Here is an 18,226-nt window from a genome sequence, read left to right on the forward strand (position 1 = left end):
AGTTTCCGAATAAATCACCTACTTTTCCTCTTTTACAACTAAACCTATATCCAAATGAATGTAAAACCTATGCATTCCTTTCACATACCTGTGATGGGACTCGCCTATACCATAGACAGCCCAATTCGCGTGGCACAATATGGTTTGGCCTCGACGTTATCTGTAATGGATGACGAATTGATAGAGCGCATGAATAAATTTTATTGCGAAAAGTTTGAATTGCCCTATCAAGAAATCACTAAAAAAATAGAAGATTTTAGAGCCAAGCGCATAACCGCATACCTCAATACGCTAGACACTATTGTCAAGCGAAAATTCGACACCCTTAAAAGAGATTTACTACAAAGTAAAAAAAACGTAGAGGATTACATGGATATGCTCCCAACGGTATCCGAGATCCGCAGACAACTACAGACGTATATAGACGATAAAATTTCGGTAGACAACTTAAAACACATCCTCGATACCTATTTAACTCCTGGAGATATTGATGTCAATATCATGACTAAAGTAGACCGAGAGCAATTCGATAAAAAAAATCCTTTACCTGCTATCTACAACGATGCACATGCTGCTTTACGCGGTTTTAGCAACAGTACGTTACGTTCGTCTGTCGTTTTATCCGCTGGTATGAACCCCAAACTCTTTAGCTATTTTGAAGCGTTTGACGCTTTTTATCCTACTTCGACACAGACGTTAGAAAAGAAAATCATTTTAAAAGTAAGTGACTATCGCTCGGCTTTAATTCAGGGGAGTTTCCTTGCTAAAAAGGGATTATGGGTTTCTGAATACCGCATAGAATCAGGTTTAAACTGTGGAGGACATGCCTTTGCTACGGATGGATTCTTACTCGGTGTAATCTTAAACGAATTTAAAACCAAACGAGAAGAGCTAATCACCACAACCCATGAACTGATGTGTAAAGCACTTGAACAAAAAGGAAAATTTGTACCTACAACCCCTTTAAGTCTGAAAATCACAGCACAAGGAGGAGTGGGCACAGCTGCTGAACATCAATTTTTACTCGATCACTACCAAGTAGATTCTGTGGGATGGGGATCCCCTTTTTTACTTGTTCCCGAAGCTACTTCTGTTGATCCTGCTACCCGTCAGCTTTTAGCCAATGCAGGAGAAGAAGATTTGTATTTGAGTCACATTTCTCCTTTGGGTATTCCCTTTAACAACATTAAAGGAACAACAAACGAGACACACAAAGCAGCACGCATTGCCAAGAACAAAGCAGGAAGCTCTTGTCCAAGAAAATATTTGGCACTGAACAAATTACACGACAGCGAAGGAATTTGCACCGCTTCACGTAAATACCAGACGATAGAATTAGAAGCGTTACACCAACAAAAAGATCAACTCTCGGATTCAGAATACCAACAAAGGTTTGAGACTATTACCGAAAAAGCTTGTCTGTGTATTGGTTTAGCCAATGCCTCATTCTTAGAGAACGACATGCAAATCAAAGGAGAAGCTCAAGGAGTCGTTATTTGTCCTGGTCCGAATATTGCCTACTTCAACAAAGAAGTATCTCTCAAACACATGATGCATCACATTTATGGTCGTGCTAATGTAATCGACACCCTACATCGTCCTCATTTCTTTATCAAAGAATTGCGTATGTATTTGGATCACTTCAAGGAAGAAAAACGACAGATCAAAGGAGAAGCAACTCCATTACAACGGAAGAAATTGGATAAAACCAAAGAAAACCTTACCGACGGAATTGCGTACTATCACCACTTATTTGAACAAGATAACACCTATTTTACGAAAGAGAAATCGGCTATTCTCCAAGAATTAACCGATATCCAACTAGCGTTATTACACGCATAGCCCCCAAAAAATTCGTTTTTTGATTACAACCAGGTTCTCCAAAAAGGAGGACCTGATTTATTTATAGCCCCATCATTTATACACTATTCAAACAGCAACTAGCGATTACTTACTTATATCAAACACAATCAACTACTTACGATTTATTTTAAGTAGTTTTAAAATAAAAATGTCTAGTACCCCCACCTTAATCACCTTTTCGATTTACCTCGTTCTAATCTTAGGTATTGGTTTAATCGCTTATATAAAAACAAAAAACTTCGCTGATTACATTCTCGGTGGTCGTCGTTTAGGCGCCTTGGTAACAGCATTATCGGCAGGAGCCTCGGATATGTCGGGTTGGTTACTTATGGGATTACCGGGTAGCATTTTCGCCTTTGGTTTAGCACAAAGTTGGATTGCTATAGGTTTATTAATCGGTGCTTATCTCAATTGGAAACTGGTTGCTGGTCGCTTGCGTATCCATACCGAATTGTATCACAATGCCTTGACGCTCCCCGACTTTTTTCTTCATCGTTTTGGCACAGCAGGAAAAGCGGTGAAGACGATTGCAGCACTCGCTATTCTCCTTTTTTTTACGCTGTATTGTGCATCAGGCATGGTAGCTGGTGCACAATTATTTACTGTTATTTTTGAGCTTTCCTATACACAAGCCTTGTGGATTAGTGCACTTGCGACGATAACCTATACTTTTATTGGCGGATTCTTAGCGGTGAGCTGGAGTGATACGATACAAGCAACATTAATGCTGTTTGCCTTACTTGTTACTCCCATTATGTTGTTGCTTCATCTAGGCGGTTGGTCTGTTGCTTTAGAACAAATTGACTTGGCTAGTACCCTCCAACAGATCGATTATTCAAATTTGGCGCACAACATCAGCTTTATAACCGTTATCAGTGCTGCGGCATGGGGGTTGGGTTATTTTGGACAACCGCATATTTTAGCGCGTTTTATGGCTGCTGAAGGAGTCAAAACGATGAAAAAAGCAAGGCGCATTGGCATGACGTGGATGGTACTTTGTTTGGCGGGAGCCGTGTTCATTGGTTACTTGGGCATTGCCTATTTTCAAGCCAATCCCCAACAAGCTCATGGAGTCAATCAAAATAGAGAACTCATTTTTATTGAACTCATTCGCTTTCTATTCAATCCGTGGGTTATTGGTCTTCTACTTTCTGCCATCTTAGCAGCCGTAATGAGTACATTAAGCGCGCAACTGCTCCTGGCTTCTAGCACACTTACGCAAGATTTCTATCACTCCTATTTTCGCCGTGCAGCGCGTCAACGAGAATTAGTATGGATGAGTCGTTTAGCAGTGTTGTTGATTTCCCTTATTGCCATCGGCATTGCTTCTGATGAAACCAATAGTATTCTCGCCTTAGTATCTCGTGCATGGGCAGGTTTTGGTGCTGCCTTTGGTCCGTTGATTCTCTTGGTTTTGTTTTGGAAAAAAACCACCGCTCAAGGTGCGTTAGCCGGAATCCTTGTCGGAGGATTAACGGTGATTTTTTGGCCGATGTTTCAAGAATACCTCTTAGGCGGCATGATTTTCGGTTATCGAGAACCGCTGTATGAAATTATTCCTGGTTTTATGCTCAGTGGGGCAAGTATCGTTATCCTCTCCTATTTTAGCAAACCCGTTACCAAAGCTATACAAGTATCCTTTGATACCGCTCAAGCCCTGTATCGCAAAGAAAAATAAAGCTAATCCCACAAAATCTGTTCTGAATAACCCTTGCATTGGTTATACACACCACAAACAGCGAAACGGATTTTAAAAAGCAACTGATAGAGCAAGGTATCAATACGGTTGTCCCCAAGAACATAAGCGAACGCCTTTATGCTACGCCTTTCATTGAGCACGAAAGGCGAGGACTGTGAAGAGAAACAATTTGCTAGCCGTATGAAGAGAAAGAGAAGAATGGCAAAAGTTTGTCATTTTGCCTAAACTGAATGGGTTAAATTAACTGATTTTCAGTGGCTACTTTAACTAATTCCATCATGTTTTTGGCTTTGAATTTTTGCAATAAATTTCTGCGATGTGTTTCTACAGTGATTATTGAAATAAATAAATCATCAGCAATTTCAGCTGAAGTTTTTCCTTCGGAAATTGCTTTAAGAATTTGTTGTTCTCGCTTTGTTACGCGCGGAAGTTCAACATTATTTGCCGACGGACGCAACATGATTTCCTGTACTTCTTTACTTAATGCCAAATCTCCTTTTATTGCCTTATCGATACAATGAATGATTTCATTTACATCTGCATTTTTTAAGATATAGCCATTTCCACCGTTTTCTAAAAAACGAAATATAATGCTTCGTTCAGCTTGATTGCTAATTCCGATGACAATGGTTTTGGGCGATTTTTGTTTAATTAACTGACAAAAATTTAAACCGCTTCCGTCGCTCAACACAATATCTAGTAAAACTATATCGGTTTTATTTTCCTGAATAAAATCTAATGCAGAGGTTCCTTTTGTAAAAGCTACTATTTTAAATTTTTTTTCCTGATCTAATAATGATTTTAGACCTTCCAGAACCATTGGATGATCATCAACTAGTACTAAGTTTAAACTTTCATCATTATACATAACATTCTACATTTATCGTGGTTCCTTTTCCTTTTTCAGACAAAATCTCTACCGTTCCATTCATTAGTGCAGTTCGATTTTCAATGTTTTTTATTCCTAAACCATAATCAACCTTAGCTGTATCAAAACCAATTCCGTCATCTTCGATCGTTAAATTTATTGTATTTTGATGCTGACTAATTTGAACAATAACATTCCCTGCTTGAGCATATTTGATTACGTTACTGATACTTTCTTGAACTATGCGATATAGAGATAATTGCATTTTAAAAGGAATGTTTTCTGATAAATCGAAAGCTTCAAACTGAATGTAAAATTGTTTTTGCGACATAGATTCGCAAAGTTCTTTTAGTGCAATTTCCAGTCCGAGATTTTTTAGTGTTTCGGGCATTAAATTTCTCGAAATACGACGCATTTCTACAATTGATTTATCTATTTTTTCTAACAATTCGCTCGAGTTTGGAGTATTTTCTTGAGAGATCGACATTCGGATATTGGCAAGCATTCCGCCCATACTATCATGTAAATCTTGGGCAATACGCTGACGTTCTTGCTCTTCACTTTCCAATACTGCATTTTTTACTGCCAATTTGGCTTCGGTGTTTTTTTCTTTAATTTTCTGTTGATGAATAATTTCATTTTGACGTAATCGACGTTTGTTATTTCGATAATAATTAAAAGTAATGAGTGTAGTTAGCAATAAAATAACAACGCCAGCAAGTGATAAAGCCGTAATTAGTTTACTGTTTTTTAAGTTAAACTGGGCTTTTTCTTCGCTACTTTTAGCAAGCAGTAATGCTTTTTCTTTCTGTGCTACATCGTATTTTAGTTCTAAATCATTAATTTGTTCCTTAAAATCCTGATCATGAATTTCTATATTAAGATCGCTGTATTTTTTTAAATAGTCATACGCACTTTCTGTTTTTCCCAACCCCAGGTAAGCATCTGAAATATGTTTGTAAACTGATGCTTTGTTTGTATCAACTTCATCCGTAAATGGGTCTTTTTCTAAGAATAAACCCAATTGTAAAGCTTCGTTAAAACGCTTCAATTCTAATAATAAGGCAACCTTATTTATATTAATTTCATAAATATGATAGGTTTTATTTGGACCAGCTGTAAACGTTAAGGCTTTGTTGTAGGAATTTAATGCAGAATTAAATTGATTATTTTTTTGGAAGTATAAGCCTTCTATTAAATAAAAAATACTTTTTTGATCAGAATCAGGATTGTTTTTAAGAATTTCTCTTGCTTTATCAATATAATTTTTTGCCTCATCTGTTTGGTTCATTATAACATAAGATTCGGCTATGCGATTGTACATACTTATTAACCTGTGATTTTGATTTTCTTGAGATAGCAGCAGTTTTTCTGCATTTAAAAGATAAGCAATTGCTTTTTCGTATTGTTCTAAATTCATAAAACCTATTCCCAAACTAATGTTAAGCGTAGCAAGTCTACTGTCATCTTTAGCTTTTTCGGCAAACGGAATCGCTTTATTCAGCGTTATATCTACAAATTTTTCATCTTCATCTTCAATTTGATGAATAACCGCAATATTGTTCCAAATATCAGATTGAATTTTATAACTATCTACGTTTCCCGAAATTTCATTCAAGAAAGAATCTGCTGTTAAATAGTGTTTTTCACTTTCTTCCAGGTTTCCTTTTGAGTAATAATAATATCCTTTTTTCGCATAATACAAACCTTTCAAATACAGACTATTATGAGCCATTTCGTGCCCTTTTTCTAAATATTCAAACGTTTTTAACGAGTCTTTAGGTGTCCAATACGTTACCAAATTAAAGTAAATCGTTGCCCGCAAACTATCGTTAGAAGCTGTCTCTAACGATTTGTATAAATCCTTAGCATATTGTTCCATGTTTAAAGGAAGTTGTGCTTGATTTTTTTGGGAAATTAATCCGAATAAAATAAGAAAAAGCAAGGATAATCTGTACATCTTGATCGAAAGTTTAATGCAAATATCTTTATAAAAAGTCATAAAATTTTATTGGAATAAAAAATCATGGTAAACCATTAGAAACAAAATCATGGTTTTCAATGATTGTCTTGATTTTAAAATCTATAGAGATTTGTCATTCAAACTTAAAGATATAATATGAAAAAAGTAAACACAAAAATTGCGATTTTAGGCATATTAGCCACATTGACATTTGGAACAGTCGCTACAAGCTGTAGTAAAAATGATGATGATAATGGATACGAACAACCAACACAAGGCTCTATTGATGCTGCAGTGGGAACGTACAAAGGAAAGTTAAGCACCTTTGACACAAATGGAGTATATGAATGGTATGATGCAATTGTTAGCGTTACAAAAGAAGGAAGTAATAAATTAAAAATTACCGCAAAATCAGGTGAAGAATATTCGTATGTAACTTCTAAAACCTTTGCCGTCGAAACTTGTGCTTGTTTTGGCGAAAACACACAAGATATTGTTTCCTTAACAGGTAGTTTAGAAGGTATTTTTCATTTTTATGGCTCTAATAAAAACATTAGTGTTTTTACAGAAGAGCAATCCGAAACAGATATTCATTTTCGTTTTGAAGGTGTAAAACAATAGATTAAATGTCTTCTTAGCAAGTAAAACGTTTATCTTTAGCCTACCAAAAAAATAAAAACATGAAAAAATTTCATCCTTTTTTTACCCTTGGAACAGGAGGTGTAATTGTAACCGCTTGCCTACATATGTTTTTAGCATTAAGTCTATCACTAACCTCCAGTCACGCTGTTTTTTTTACGCTTTATCCTGTATTCTTGACTTTTTTGACAGTAGGAGTTGTTCTCACGGTTAAAAAGCAAAAGACTATTGTATAATAAAAACTGAGTGTATAAAAATGAAAAAAACAGCTCTTATTTTTGGATTATCCGCTTTGATTGTGTCTTGTAATCAAGCTAATAAACAACAAGAAAATAATGAATCCATTGCGATAGAAACTTCCACGGAAGCAAATGAAGTTAAAACAGAAGATGCAAATTCTTCGGCTGAATTCAATATTGAGAACATTCCATTTTCTACTGTTGATATAGGCGATTTTCCCTTCATCAATCTTCCAGAAGGATTAGAAGCCGATAAAAGTGCTATTCAAAAAAAATTTGATGTATGTTTCTTTCCCATCAATGGAACAATGACCCCTTTCGAAGGTAAACTGTATAAGGCAAATGTTTCTGCGGTTCGTGGCGAAGAATATTCACAACGTTATTTTGAAAAAAGTATGGAAGATTATTTGCTTTCTGTTAAAGCGGTTACCATTTTTGATGGTGAAATCACCAAAGAAGAATACGAACGTTATCACAAACAAGACCCTAATAAGGGCGATTCTGGGGATATAGGATATTGGAATCAACGCATACAAGTTTTTATAATTCGCACAAAAGACAAAGGGAATATTTATATCCAATTTACTTCTAATAATGCAGGAGGAAAACTAAATATTATGCAAGAAGAAGCTTTTCAACAAACCATTACTAAGGTAACTGCTGCTGATATTGTAAAAGACTTGACCGAAAAAGGAAAGTCGATTTTGTACATTAATTTCGATGTAGACAAATCCAATATTACGACCGACGGAAAAGAAGTGGTTACTCAAATTGCCGAAGCGCTTCAAAAAGATAATGCGCTACATATTTCGATTGAAGGACACACGGATAATAGCGGAAATGCGGAGCACAACAAGAAATTATCCAATGCTCGGGCAAATTCGGTACTGAACGCTCTCGTTACGGACGGAATTGATAAAACTAGATTAACAGCAAAAGGTTTCGGTGCTGAAAAACCGTTAGAAACAAACGATTCCGAAGAAAATAAAGCTAAAAACCGCAGGGTAGAATTAGTAAAAGTTAATTAATAGCAAAAAGCTGTTGCTTCAAACCAAGAAACAGCTTTTTTTAACGTATAGTAATGAAAAAAGTAATTATAAGTAGTTTAGTATCCGTATTTTTTCTGTTTAGTTGTGGCTCGTCAGACGAAACCATACCAACAGACGACAACCATACCGTTATCAATAAACCTTTTGTCGAAGGTATTGTTGAAATGGGAATTTTTAGCAAAGAGGTGGATTTAGGAAAAATCATTGGTAAAATAGATTTTTCCAGAGAAGATGTTACACAGCAATATCAAGATTTACTAACAAATGATGCCGAAGCCAAAGCCATTTTTGAGGTGATTAAAAACACGAGCAATCAAAATCCACTAGTTGCCTTGGCTATGTCAATGAATATTTCCGACTGCACCTATTTCATTAAAAACGAAGAAGTCTTAGGAAAAGCTAGTGGTTTTGGTTGGAATATGTACAATTACCACAATACAGTCGAAGACAAAGGTAGCGTGTATTTAGAAACACTTACCCAAATTGATGAAATTGCAGCCGAAGATCGAAAAATATATTCCGAGTTCAAACCCTCAGAACATACAGGTGTAAATGCCACAAATACTATTGATTTTAGTGCGTTTACTCGTCAGGTTCAACCTAAAAAACAAAATGTTTTAGGTTATGAATGTGATGTAGTTGTTTATACACCAAAGACAGTAGATGAAAATATGCCAATGCAGTTGCAAAAAATAACGGTGTACACCTCATCGTTATTTAGTAATACCATCAATTTCACACATCCATTCTATTTAGAAGAAAATGCGGGAATTTTGCGTTTGGATATTTATTACCTAAATAATGAAGAAGCAACGTTAGTAATGAAGCCAAAAGCAATCAAAGAACAAGTCATACCTCAACAAGATCTAACAAGTAAGACAGCTACGCCCATCTATGCTGCTGATGAAATGACTTGGGGTTTTAAAGCCTTAGCTATAATGATGAGCGGCTGGGGAGCTATTGAAAATTAATAAAACCTGAGCAACTAGTATTATTTTTCACGTTGTGGCTTCATCTAGGTGGTCGGTCTGTTGCTTTAGCAACAAATTGACCTGGCTAGTACGCTCCAACAGATCGATTATTCAAATTTTCGGTTATCGAGAACCGCTGTATGAAATTATTCCTGGTTTTATGCTCAGTGGGGCAAGTATCGTTATCCTCTCCTATTTTAGCAAACCCGTAACCAAGGCCATACAAGTATCCTTTGATACCGCTCAAGCCCTGTATCGCAAAGAAAAATAAAGCTAATCTCTAGCAACGGCAATTCTCACTTTTTTATTTTTCAATTTTGTGTCTTTGAGTTTTTGCAACAGGTTTTTTATTTTTGTTGTTTTGACTGCTACAAAAGCCTGTGTATCTTTTACTTCAATCAACCCTAGGTCTTCTTTTTGCAACCCGCCTATTTTAATTAAATAGCCCACAATATCAACTTTGTTGACTTTGTCTTTCTTTCCTGCACTGATATACAAGGTTTGAAAATCAGTACGATTGTCAATCGCATAATTTCCTTGCAGTTGTTCGATAGGCAAATTAGGATCTATAAAGCTATATTCTTCCTCTTTAGTTACCATAAGGTATACCTTTCCTTTAGCCTTCATACGAGCCGTACGACCATTGCGATGAATAAAAGCATCTTCTTTTTCGGGAATCTGATAGTGAATCACATGGCCAATTTCAGGAATATCCAATCCACGTGCGGCTAAATCTGTTGAAATTAAAATGTGACAACTCCTATTTCTAAACTTCATTAAAGCGCGTTCGCGATCTTCTTGTAACAATCCGCCGTGAAAAGCGCCATTTGCCACACCTTTATTGGTCAGTGTTTCACTAATTCGCGCAACCGCATCGCGGTGATTACAAAAAATTAAAATGGTGTCCTTCCCTATTTTTCCAATCAACTGAATCACCGCTTCAAGTTTTTCTTCTGCAGGACAAACCACTTTGCTAAAGGTCAACTGGGGTTTGATTTCCGCTGCTTGCAAAAATTTGAGGTTTTTGGGATTTTCAATTCCCGTAAATGCGGGTATTTTCTTTAAAGGAGTTGCCGAAGTAAGCATGCGAAATTGAAGCTGTTCAAACGAGTGAATGATATACTCCATATCTTCTTGAAACCCCATTTCCAATGCTTTGTCAAACTCATCCACAACATAGCTGTGTACTGCCCCCGTATCAAACGAATTTTCTTCGATATGGAAAGCCACCCTTCCTGGCGTTCCAACCAATACGGCAGGTGGAGAAGCTAGGTTATTCAATTCCGTACGGGTAGAATGACCACCGTAACACGCATTGATCTTAAACGCAGTTCCCATTTTTTTAAACACCGTTTCAATCTGGATCGCTAATTCTCTAGTAGGAACGAGAATAACCGCTTGTACGCCCTTGATTTTCGGACTTAAACGTTCTACTATAGGCAATAAGAAAGCCAGTGTCTTACCCGAACCCGTAGGAGATAATAAAACGATACTATCGTGTACTTTCGCGTTTTGAAGGGTTTGAAGTTGCATATCGTTCAACGATACAATCTCCAATTTCTTAAGGATATCAGCTTGATTCATGGTGCAAAGGTAGGATATTTGGTTGATGTATTTTTTGCGTTTTCGCCTTTTTGTGTTGTGAGATGACCAATCTTATTCACTTAAAAAGCGGCCTATACCCTGACAGGAATCAATTTGTTATTAGCTAAAAAAACTCATTTTACATACAAGATCCACACAAAAACCAACAATTACATACTAATATCAAACAATAGTTGGACATTAGCCTATTTTATATAGAATTTTGGACGCTGAATTGGGCTTTAGCCCTAATAAATATTAAATTCTATGAAAATAAAAAAAATGTCAATTTTATTAGCTGTTCTAGCTTTAACACTTTACAGCTGTAGTAAGGAGGATCCTATCGCCTCCTCTCCTCCGGTAGAGACAAGGGATATTCGAGCTACCAACAGTTATGTACTCGATGAAGTCATCCTACAAGACTATGTGCGTATAGACAAAGAGCACAAACAGTACTACATGGACTATACAGGGGATACTGCGAGTTTAGCTCAAGTAAAACCTGAAAATAAAAAACGCTTTGAAAATCGTTTGAATAACATAAACCTCAGTATCAGAGAGGCAATCAGACAAAATGATCAAAGTGTTTATTTAGAAACTAGAAACGATCGCTACTTTAGTGATCAAGATAACAGTATTACAACAACACAAAATCCGAATACCCAACCGGTCAACACTGTATACTTGAATCAAAACCAAACGAGTGTTTCTGATTTTTTTTACAACAATAATCAAAAATTACACAGCATTATCCGAGTATCAACAACAAGTTATGACGAACCTATTCAAATGACGATTTTACTGAAGGATTCCTTTGCTGGAAAAGGTACAAAGCGAAAAGTTTTTGTTACATCTACTCTACGAGTGATCAATGCTTTGATCAATTGGACGTATAAATATCCAAATAAAGACAAATCTATTTGGCCTTTAGATGTTACAAAAAACAAAAGTACTTCTGGCTATATTTCGTTCTATCCAGGCCATATTGGATCACTATTTGAGATTCAATAACCCAATTAATTCTTTGATATATTTGGTAGTGATTAGCCAAAAAACGAAACCTCGCTTTAAAAGCGAGGTTTTATTTCTTTTTATCCTCCAAGAAACTCTACTTTTGACTGTGTAATGACAAACCTAGTCGTTACAATTTCAATTCCTTAAAAAAGAAAAGAAGTATAGACTAATAGCTCTTACGTGCTAGTTCACTCGTAAATGAGTCATCACTTGGATAAATACAATTCTTTCAGGAATACAACAACTTCTGATTTGGTCCAATTGCTTTTTGTAACAGAAAAATTGCGAACAACTCCATTCTTTTCTCCAAAGAGAAAATAAGTTTTAATTTCTTCTTCTTTCAAATCCACTTGCCAAATCATATAATTTTCATCCACATCTTCCTCTAATATGGTTACTTCCGCATTAAACGTTTTTTTCATATAACTGGAGTCCCATTCATAAAAGGCTTTGGTGAAATCGTATCCCTTTAACGTTCCTTCTTTATTAAACTCATAGGACGTAAATGGCGCGAACGTAAGAGCAATAGTGGCACTGTTATCCCTATTAGTAAAAAACTGTTGTTTACTGCTTGAATTATAACTCGTTTGTTCCCATTGACCCGGTATCTTAACGGTTCCCAAAGGCGAAAGGGTATAAGTTGTTACTTCTTCTTTTTGATCGTATGTACTCGTTTTAATATAAGAAACTCGACTCGAAGAACAACTTGTTACAAGGCAACAAAGCGAAAATAGCAGCATCACATGCGTTAACAAAGATTTTATCATAACAATTCTATTTTTTTTTGGTCCCACAAGGATAGAGAAAAAAATTAATTCTTTGTGTAATTCTATAGTAAAAAAATGTTCTTCATTTCCCTAATGCACATCAACTACAATCCTTTTTTTTTTTACGCTATACAACTTGGTAAAAGGAGGCAGCACAACGCAATACTCTTTCAAGACAACGTGCCTTGTTTTTGCATCTTAATTAAACTAAATACATAAAAACAACTAAATACATACAAATATCAAACATCAAACACCATAACTATGCATTTTTACCTACTTTCACCTAATCATACAACAATAGAACTACCCAAGTAGTTATCCGAATTTACTAGTAATAATATAGTACATCCAAGCCATGAAAAAAGAAAAAAAATTCAGTATTCTACTGATCCTACTTGCATTGCATTTATCCTCTTGCAAACAAGAAAGCGTTGCGAAAGATACAAAAGTAGCGAATCAAGAGAACGTAGTAGCAGATGGCGTTATTCCAACGCAAGAGATTCAAACAAAGCTTACACCGGACATTATCCTTCAGACATTAAAAAAGCGCAACCAAGACTACACAGCGGATAAACTCACCATACTCAACAAACCGGAGAGAATAAAAAAAACGGCATCAGCACAATATCCACTTGCAGTCGTTTTATCCTGTATAGATTCACGCGTTCCAGTGGAAGATGTCTTTCATTCGGGTATTGGCGATTTATTTGTCGCACGTGTAGCAGGTGCTATTTGCAACGAAGATATTTTAGGAAGTTTAGAATACGCCTGTAAAGTTTCGGGAGCACAAGTAATTGTAGTCTTGGGACACGAACATTGCGGCGCAATTAAATCGGCGATTCAAAAAGTTGAATTAGGAAATATAACCTCTTTGCTTGACAAAATAGCTCCAGCTATTGCACAAGTAGAAAGCTTTGATGGAAGAAAGAGCTATGACAACCCCACCTATCTGAAAGCAGTAAACCAGGCAAATATTGAGCAAACCTTAGCTAACATTCGAAAAAACAGTTCAATTTTACAAGAGATGGAACGCAAAGGAGAGATCAAAATTGTAGGCGCCGAATACCAAATGGAAACAGGTAAAGTAAACTTTTTGGATTAAGGTGATTTGGTAAAGAAACATTAGACTTCCAGCCATAAAAAAAGCCTCTTCAAATGAAGAGGCTTTAGTGCGGGTGAAAGGACTCGAACCTTCACACCTTGCGGCACCAGATCCTAAGTCTGGCGTGTCTACCAATTTCACCACACCCGCAAGTGGCTTAGAACTGTCGTACTGTTGTGTACTGTTGTTCTTTTAAGACGTTGCAAATATACGACCTGTTTTTTAATGCGCAAGAAAAAAATAATTTTTTTTTATTCTTATGTTTGTAAGGAATAATATAACTGTATCGATACATACTATGAAAGATTCAAAACAATTTGTTCAAGAAAACAAGCAACGTCTTCTAGATGAGCTAATTGAACTACTAAAAAAACCCTCTGTTAGTGCAGATAGTGCCTACTCACAAGACGTAATAAACACGGCAGAAGCGGTAAAAGAAAATTTAATAAAAGCAGGTTGCGACAATGTAGAATTGTGCGAAACTCCAGGATATCCTATCGTATATGGAGAAAAAATCATCGATCCTGCCCTTCCAACGGTATTGGTTTACGGTCATTACGACGTACAACCGGCAGATCCAATTGAACTTTGGACGTCTCCGCCGTTTGAACCTGTAATTAAAACGACGCCAATTCACCCAGAAGGAGCGATCTTCGCTCGTGGGGCATGTGATGACAAAGGACAAATGTTCATGCACGTGAAAGCGGTTGAATATATGATTGCAACAAATACTTTACCTTGTAACGTGAAATTCATGATCGAAGGGGAAGAAGAAGTTGGATCTGTAAGTTTAGGTTGGTTTGTAAAAAGAAACCACGACAAATTGAAAAACGACGTAATTCTTATTTCTGATACGGGCATGATTTCTAATCAACAACCGTCAATCACAACAGGATTAAGAGGATTAAGTTATGTGGAAGTGGAAGTAACAGGACCAAATAGAGATTTACACTCTGGTCTATACGGTGGAGCGGTTGCAAACCCGATCAATGTATTAACGAAAATGATTGCTTCTCTACACGATGAAAACAACCATATTACAATTCCAGGGTTCTATGACAAAGTAGAGGAATTGTCACGTGAAGAGCGCGATGAAATGGCTAAACGACCATTCTCGTTAGACGATTATAAAAAGGCATTAGACATTGATGAAGTATATGGTGAGGCTGGTTATACAACGAACGAGCGCAACTCAATCCGTCCAACCTTAGACGTAAACGGAATTTGGGGTGGTTATACAGGCGAAGGTGCTAAAACCGTTATCGCAAGTAAAGCTTTCGCTAAAATCTCAATGCGTTTAGTTCCGAACCAAGATTGGGAAGAAATTACAGATCTATTCAAAAAACACTTCGAGAGCATTGCTCCAGCGGGTGTAAAAGTAGAAGTAAAACCACATCATGGAGGCCAAGGCTATGTAACGCCAATCGATTCAATCGGATACCAAGCAGCAGCCAAAGCGTATGAAGACACCTTTGGTGTAACGCCAATTCCGGTTCGCTCGGGAGGAAGTATTCCAATTGTTGCTTTATTTGAAGAAGAATTGGGTTCTAAATCTATTATGATGGGATTCGGATTAGATTCTGACGCGATCCACTCTCCGAATGAGCACTTTGGGGTATTTAACTACTTGAAAGGTATTGAGACGATTCCACTGTTCTACAAATACTACATGGAATTAGCAAAATAATTTAGAACTCCTCTTGACTTTTTTGATTGAAGTAAAAATCAGCTATTTTGAATCTGATTAAAGACATTTTTAAGTTGCATAGCAGGGCTACGGAATGAAAAAATGGCAAAAAGCAGGCTCAAAAGAGCAATTTTTCAATCAATTAGAGAAAGTCAAGAGGAGTACTTATACAAAAAAGCGAGGACTTTTCAGTTACTCGCTTTTTTTATGCTTGTTTTTTTCCTCAATCCAAAGTCCCATGTACTTGGTACTTTGAGCGGTATGATGCTTAAATACTTCAAGCAAAAAATGTGCCTTTCGATGTGCCTCTATCTCTTGATCTAATTGCAACATTCTCGCTTTAAAAAGTTTGGTATACACTAACTTGTTATATCTTTTTTGTATCAAGGCAATTCCCTTTTGTTGTTTTTCCAGCCATAGCTCTTGTTGTTGATAGAGCGCTACGGCTTTTTCGACCAATAATTCGATCTCATCAGCTTTATACCCATTCCACTCCTCTTCGCTTGCCATGGCTTCCATTCCGATCGTGGTTGTTACGTTAGGAGTTCCCACACGCATACCATCGATAAACTTGCCTTTAATTCCCGCACCGAAAGTAATGGGAGCTAGCATCACCCTCGCCTTTCCGACAACAGAGCGCGCATCTTCTGCTCGACCGTGTATAAAGAAATGCTCTTTGGGATTGTGTAGCTGCAACACTTTTGTAGATGGATAAGCCCCATAAATATGCATATTCACTTGAGGTAATGCTCTTCTCAACAGCGGCCAAACTTCCGTCTTCAGTCGCAAAACGGTCTGCCAATTGGGTTCGTGAATAAAATTGCCAATAAAAACAAATCCTTCTCTCTCTTCAAAAGATAGCCAATGGGCTTGTTCTTCAACTGTTATTGCCTCTTCTAAGAAAGGAAGCACCAACAATACGTCTTCCGCTATTCGAAAACGCTGGGTTAAAAGTTCGAATTCAACTTGTGAAATGAGCACGGTCAAATCGCAGCGCATTATACTCGCTAGCTCTCTTTTTGTACGATCGCTATACAAATAATCTTCAAGTACGCCTACCCCCTTTTTTAGGTGCTCTTGGCGAGCATAGCGCAAAAAGTGTAAATCTTCCGTATCGAGAATCGTTTTGGTTTGCGGGCATTGTTCGGTAATCCGCCAACCAAATTGCTCTTCGATCATAAATCGATCGTATAGCACCCAATCCGGCTGCAAATCGGCTAAAATGCGATCTGTGCGCTCATCATTGAGGTATAAGTCCACTTCTTTTATGCCCCAAGGAGACAGGTCATCACTATACGGTGATTTTTGAGCAGTAGAACCAAAATACAGCTCCATCTCCCATTGATGAAAAACATCCAAGAGCTGCAACATTCGCTTTCCAGCTGCAGATGAACGCGATTCTGGCCATACTTGACCGATAACCAATAGCTTCTTTCCTTTTAATGCATTTTCCATGCAACAAAAATACAGTTTCTCTAGCAGTATCCCTCTCCCATTTTTAATGTCTATTATATTTAGTATTTTTGTAGCAAACGAAAAGGAATTATGTTAGGACTTAAACTTTTAACCGATCCAAGATGGGCTAATATTGCGGAATCAAATCTTGAAGAAATCTTGACTGATCACTGTTGGTGTGAACAAAAAGCAGCAACCAATGCCATTACATTAATTACAAACAATTCAGAACACGAAGACTTAGTAACGGAATTGACTGCCATTGCCATTGAAGAGATGGAACATTTCAAAATGGTACACGATATCATCAAAGAAAGAGGCTACACGCTCGGACGTGAACGCAAAGATGACTATGTGAATCAATTGGTAAAATTCTGCAAAAAAGACGGAAGTAGAAACGATGCTTTCATTGATCGATTGCTTTTTGCTGCCATGATTGAAGCCAGAAGTTGTGAACGCTTTCGCGTATTGTCTCAAAATATCAAAGACAAAGAATTAGCTAAATTTTACTACGATCTCATGGTTTCGGAGGCCAATCACTATACAACCTTCTTAAAATTTGCACGCAAATACACGGAACGCGTAGATGTCGATCAACGTTGGAAAGAATGGTTGGAGTTTGAAGGAAACTTAATTCAGAGTTACGGAACAAAAGAACACATTCACGGATAATATACACAAAGGCGAGTTGATACACTTGCCTTTTTTTATTGCTATTTTTTTAAGTTGCTTACTTTTTTCAACAGCTTACGCGCTTTACTCTGATAAGCCGGTGTTTTCTCAGCAAACCTAACTTCGATCAGTTCTGCAATTAATTGTGCTTGTATGGGAAACTTTTTACACAACAACATAATGATATGCATGGCATTCGCCTCTGTTGCCACTTTAGCATCCGAAGTTAACCAAACCAAACACTGATCCAACAATTGTTCCTCTAACCCCTCGTGAACTAACATACTTCGTTTCTCTACCAACAAAATCGCCATTTTACTGGTTAAACGTTTAACACTTTCATCTCGTACCGAAGGTAGTTGTTCGATAAAAGTGGAAATGTATTCATCCAACAAATAGGGGTTAACTTGTAGTAAATCATCTAAAACAATACTGGCTAATACTTTTACCTTACAATTCTCATCAAAGGTGAACTGCACTAAAGTAGCTACTACATTCTCTTGCTTCTCAAGTTGATCTATTACTTTTTTTCTGCTAGCTAAACTGGTATTTCCCCTAGCTAAAATATCAAAAACCATAGGCTATTATTTGTTATACCATTCAATAGTACTACTTTACGTTCGTAAATTTACTAGGTTTTCTCAAAAAAAT

17 protein-coding genes and 1 tRNA gene are annotated in these 18,226 nt (G+C 36.8%); 11 read left to right on the forward strand and 7 right to left on the reverse strand.

Annotated elements, in window-relative coordinates:
- Nucleotides 1-54 precede the first annotated feature (54 nt).
- On the forward strand, nt 55-1,842 hold the full coding sequence (locus ACPDG9_RS02910; RefSeq protein ID WP_430526316.1) for a hypothetical protein: 1,788 nt from the start codon (nt 55-57) through the stop codon (nt 1,840-1,842).
- 169 nt (nt 1,843-2,011) lie between these two features.
- Nucleotides 2,012-3,541, forward strand: coding sequence for a sodium/proline symporter PutP (putP, locus tag ACPDG9_RS02915; protein WP_430526317.1), 1,530 nt, complete (start codon nt 2,012-2,014; stop codon nt 3,539-3,541).
- Between the two features lie 256 nt (nt 3,542-3,797).
- Here putP and ACPDG9_RS02920 read toward each other — a convergent pair whose 3' ends face one another.
- Nucleotides 3,798-4,430: a response regulator gene (locus tag ACPDG9_RS02920; RefSeq protein ID WP_430526318.1), complete on the reverse strand. Its 633-nt coding sequence runs from the start codon at nt 4,428-4,430 to the stop codon at nt 3,798-3,800.
- Nucleotides 4,423-6,390: a tetratricopeptide repeat-containing sensor histidine kinase gene (locus tag ACPDG9_RS02925; RefSeq protein ID WP_430526319.1), complete on the reverse strand. Its 1,968-nt coding sequence runs from the start codon at nt 6,388-6,390 to the stop codon at nt 4,423-4,425. The genes ACPDG9_RS02920 and ACPDG9_RS02925 overlap by 8 nt, the downstream gene beginning before the upstream one ends.
- Nucleotides 6,391-6,549: 159 nt before the next feature.
- Here ACPDG9_RS02925 and ACPDG9_RS02930 point away from each other — a divergent pair, with 159 nt between their 5' ends.
- The 5 genes from ACPDG9_RS02930 (at nt 6,550) to ACPDG9_RS02950 (ending at nt 9,562) form a co-directional block, all read left to right on the forward strand.
- Entirely contained in the window at nt 6,550-7,014 is a 465-nt protein-coding gene (locus tag ACPDG9_RS02930) for a hypothetical protein (RefSeq protein WP_430526320.1), read from the forward strand.
- A 59-nt stretch (nt 7,015-7,073) separates the two neighbouring features.
- The gene (locus tag ACPDG9_RS02935; RefSeq protein ID WP_430526321.1) at nt 7,074-7,268 is read left to right on the forward strand and encodes a hypothetical protein; all 195 of its coding nucleotides are present in this window, start codon (nt 7,074-7,076) and stop codon (nt 7,266-7,268) included.
- Nucleotides 7,269-7,288: 20 nt separating this feature from the next.
- On the forward strand, nt 7,289-8,299 hold the full coding sequence (locus ACPDG9_RS02940; protein ID WP_430526322.1) for an OmpA family protein: 1,011 nt from the start codon (nt 7,289-7,291) through the stop codon (nt 8,297-8,299).
- A gap of 53 nt (nt 8,300-8,352) precedes the next feature.
- The gene (locus tag ACPDG9_RS02945) at nt 8,353-9,291 is read left to right on the forward strand and encodes a hypothetical protein (protein ID WP_430526323.1); all 939 of its coding nucleotides are present in this window, start codon (nt 8,353-8,355) and stop codon (nt 9,289-9,291) included.
- 76 nt (nt 9,292-9,367) lie between these two features.
- The gene (locus ACPDG9_RS02950) at nt 9,368-9,562 is read left to right on the forward strand and encodes a hypothetical protein (protein WP_430526324.1); all 195 of its coding nucleotides are present in this window, start codon (nt 9,368-9,370) and stop codon (nt 9,560-9,562) included.
- A 2-nt stretch (nt 9,563-9,564) separates the two neighbouring features.
- Here ACPDG9_RS02950 and ACPDG9_RS02955 read toward each other — a convergent pair whose 3' ends face one another.
- Nucleotides 9,565-10,875 (reverse strand): DEAD/DEAH box helicase, encoded by a 1,311-nt coding sequence (locus tag ACPDG9_RS02955; RefSeq protein WP_430526325.1) that lies wholly within the window; start codon nt 10,873-10,875, stop codon nt 9,565-9,567.
- Between the two features lie 267 nt (nt 10,876-11,142).
- On the opposite strand from ACPDG9_RS02955, the gene ACPDG9_RS02960 reads away from it, so the two are divergent.
- Nucleotides 11,143-11,886: a hypothetical protein gene (locus ACPDG9_RS02960; protein ID WP_430526326.1), complete on the forward strand. Its 744-nt coding sequence runs from the start codon at nt 11,143-11,145 to the stop codon at nt 11,884-11,886.
- Nucleotides 11,887-12,095: 209 nt separating this feature from the next.
- Here the strand turns inward: ACPDG9_RS02960 and ACPDG9_RS02965 are convergent, their stop codons facing one another.
- Nucleotides 12,096-12,656: a hypothetical protein gene (locus ACPDG9_RS02965; RefSeq protein ID WP_430526327.1), complete on the reverse strand. Its 561-nt coding sequence runs from the start codon at nt 12,654-12,656 to the stop codon at nt 12,096-12,098.
- Between the two features lie 358 nt (nt 12,657-13,014).
- Here ACPDG9_RS02965 and ACPDG9_RS02970 point away from each other — a divergent pair, with 358 nt between their 5' ends.
- On the forward strand, nt 13,015-13,761 hold the full coding sequence (locus ACPDG9_RS02970) for a carbonic anhydrase family protein (protein ID WP_430526328.1): 747 nt from the start codon (nt 13,015-13,017) through the stop codon (nt 13,759-13,761).
- A gap of 68 nt (nt 13,762-13,829) precedes the next feature.
- Here ACPDG9_RS02970 and ACPDG9_RS02975 read toward each other — a convergent pair.
- Nucleotides 13,830-13,911, reverse strand: a tRNA-Leu gene (locus ACPDG9_RS02975).
- Nucleotides 13,912-14,059: 148 nt separating this feature from the next.
- On the opposite strand from ACPDG9_RS02975, the gene ACPDG9_RS02980 reads away from it, so the two are divergent.
- Nucleotides 14,060-15,448 carry a dipeptidase gene (locus tag ACPDG9_RS02980; protein WP_430526329.1) on the forward strand — a complete coding sequence of 463 codons (1,389 nt, stop codon included), beginning with the start codon at nt 14,060-14,062 and terminating at the stop codon, nt 15,446-15,448.
- Between the two features lie 192 nt (nt 15,449-15,640).
- Here ACPDG9_RS02980 and ACPDG9_RS02985 read toward each other — a convergent pair whose 3' ends face one another.
- Nucleotides 15,641-16,903, reverse strand: a complete 1,263-nt coding sequence (locus ACPDG9_RS02985; RefSeq protein WP_430526330.1) for a glycosyltransferase — start codon at nt 16,901-16,903, stop codon at nt 15,641-15,643.
- A 90-nt stretch (nt 16,904-16,993) separates the two neighbouring features.
- On the opposite strand from ACPDG9_RS02985, the gene ACPDG9_RS02990 reads away from it, so the two are divergent.
- The gene (locus ACPDG9_RS02990; protein WP_430526331.1) at nt 16,994-17,575 is read left to right on the forward strand and encodes a tRNA-(ms[2]io[6]A)-hydroxylase; all 582 of its coding nucleotides are present in this window, start codon (nt 16,994-16,996) and stop codon (nt 17,573-17,575) included.
- 41 nt (nt 17,576-17,616) lie between these two features.
- Here ACPDG9_RS02990 and ACPDG9_RS02995 read toward each other — a convergent pair whose 3' ends face one another.
- On the reverse strand, nt 17,617-18,153 hold the full coding sequence (locus tag ACPDG9_RS02995; protein ID WP_430526332.1) for a hypothetical protein: 537 nt from the start codon (nt 18,151-18,153) through the stop codon (nt 17,617-17,619).
- Nucleotides 18,154-18,226: the final 73 nt, after the last annotated feature.

Source organism: Myroides sp. C6-3, from assembly GCF_050522425.1.
Classification (GTDB): domain Bacteria; phylum Bacteroidota; class Bacteroidia; order Flavobacteriales; family Flavobacteriaceae; genus Flavobacterium.

Bases quoted from the DNA above. Each gene is read 5' to 3' on its own strand.
- ACPDG9_RS02930 (WP_430526320.1), top strand. From the start codon at position 6,550: ATGAAAAAAGTAAACACAAAAATTGCGATTTTAGGCATATTAGCCACA.
- ACPDG9_RS02985 (WP_430526330.1), bottom strand. From the start codon at position 16,903: ATGGAAAATGCATTAAAAGGAAAGAAGCTATTGGTTATCGGTCAAGTA.
- ACPDG9_RS02955 (WP_430526325.1), bottom strand. From the start codon at position 10,875: ATGAATCAAGCTGATATCCTTAAGAAATTGGAGATTGTATCGTTGAAC.
- ACPDG9_RS02935 (WP_430526321.1), top strand. From the start codon at position 7,074: ATGAAAAAATTTCATCCTTTTTTTACCCTTGGAACAGGAGGTGTAATT.
- ACPDG9_RS02965 (WP_430526327.1), bottom strand. From the start codon at position 12,656: ATGATAAAATCTTTGTTAACGCATGTGATGCTGCTATTTTCGCTTTGT.
- ACPDG9_RS02920 (WP_430526318.1), bottom strand. From the start codon at position 4,430: ATGTATAATGATGAAAGTTTAAACTTAGTACTAGTTGATGATCATCCA.
- ACPDG9_RS02995 (WP_430526332.1), bottom strand. From the start codon at position 18,153: ATGGTTTTTGATATTTTAGCTAGGGGAAATACCAGTTTAGCTAGCAGA.
- ACPDG9_RS02940 (WP_430526322.1), top strand. From the start codon at position 7,289: ATGAAAAAAACAGCTCTTATTTTTGGATTATCCGCTTTGATTGTGTCT.
- putP (WP_430526317.1), top strand. From the start codon at position 2,012: ATGTCTAGTACCCCCACCTTAATCACCTTTTCGATTTACCTCGTTCTA.
- ACPDG9_RS02960 (WP_430526326.1), top strand. From the start codon at position 11,143: ATGAAAATAAAAAAAATGTCAATTTTATTAGCTGTTCTAGCTTTAACA.
- ACPDG9_RS02910 (WP_430526316.1), top strand. From the start codon at position 55: ATGAATGTAAAACCTATGCATTCCTTTCACATACCTGTGATGGGACTC.
- ACPDG9_RS02925 (WP_430526319.1), bottom strand. From the start codon at position 6,390: ATGTACAGATTATCCTTGCTTTTTCTTATTTTATTCGGATTAATTTCC.
- ACPDG9_RS02970 (WP_430526328.1), top strand. From the start codon at position 13,015: ATGAAAAAAGAAAAAAAATTCAGTATTCTACTGATCCTACTTGCATTG.
- ACPDG9_RS02945 (WP_430526323.1), top strand. From the start codon at position 8,353: ATGAAAAAAGTAATTATAAGTAGTTTAGTATCCGTATTTTTTCTGTTT.
- ACPDG9_RS02980 (WP_430526329.1), top strand. From the start codon at position 14,060: ATGAAAGATTCAAAACAATTTGTTCAAGAAAACAAGCAACGTCTTCTA.
- ACPDG9_RS02990 (WP_430526331.1), top strand. From the start codon at position 16,994: ATGTTAGGACTTAAACTTTTAACCGATCCAAGATGGGCTAATATTGCG.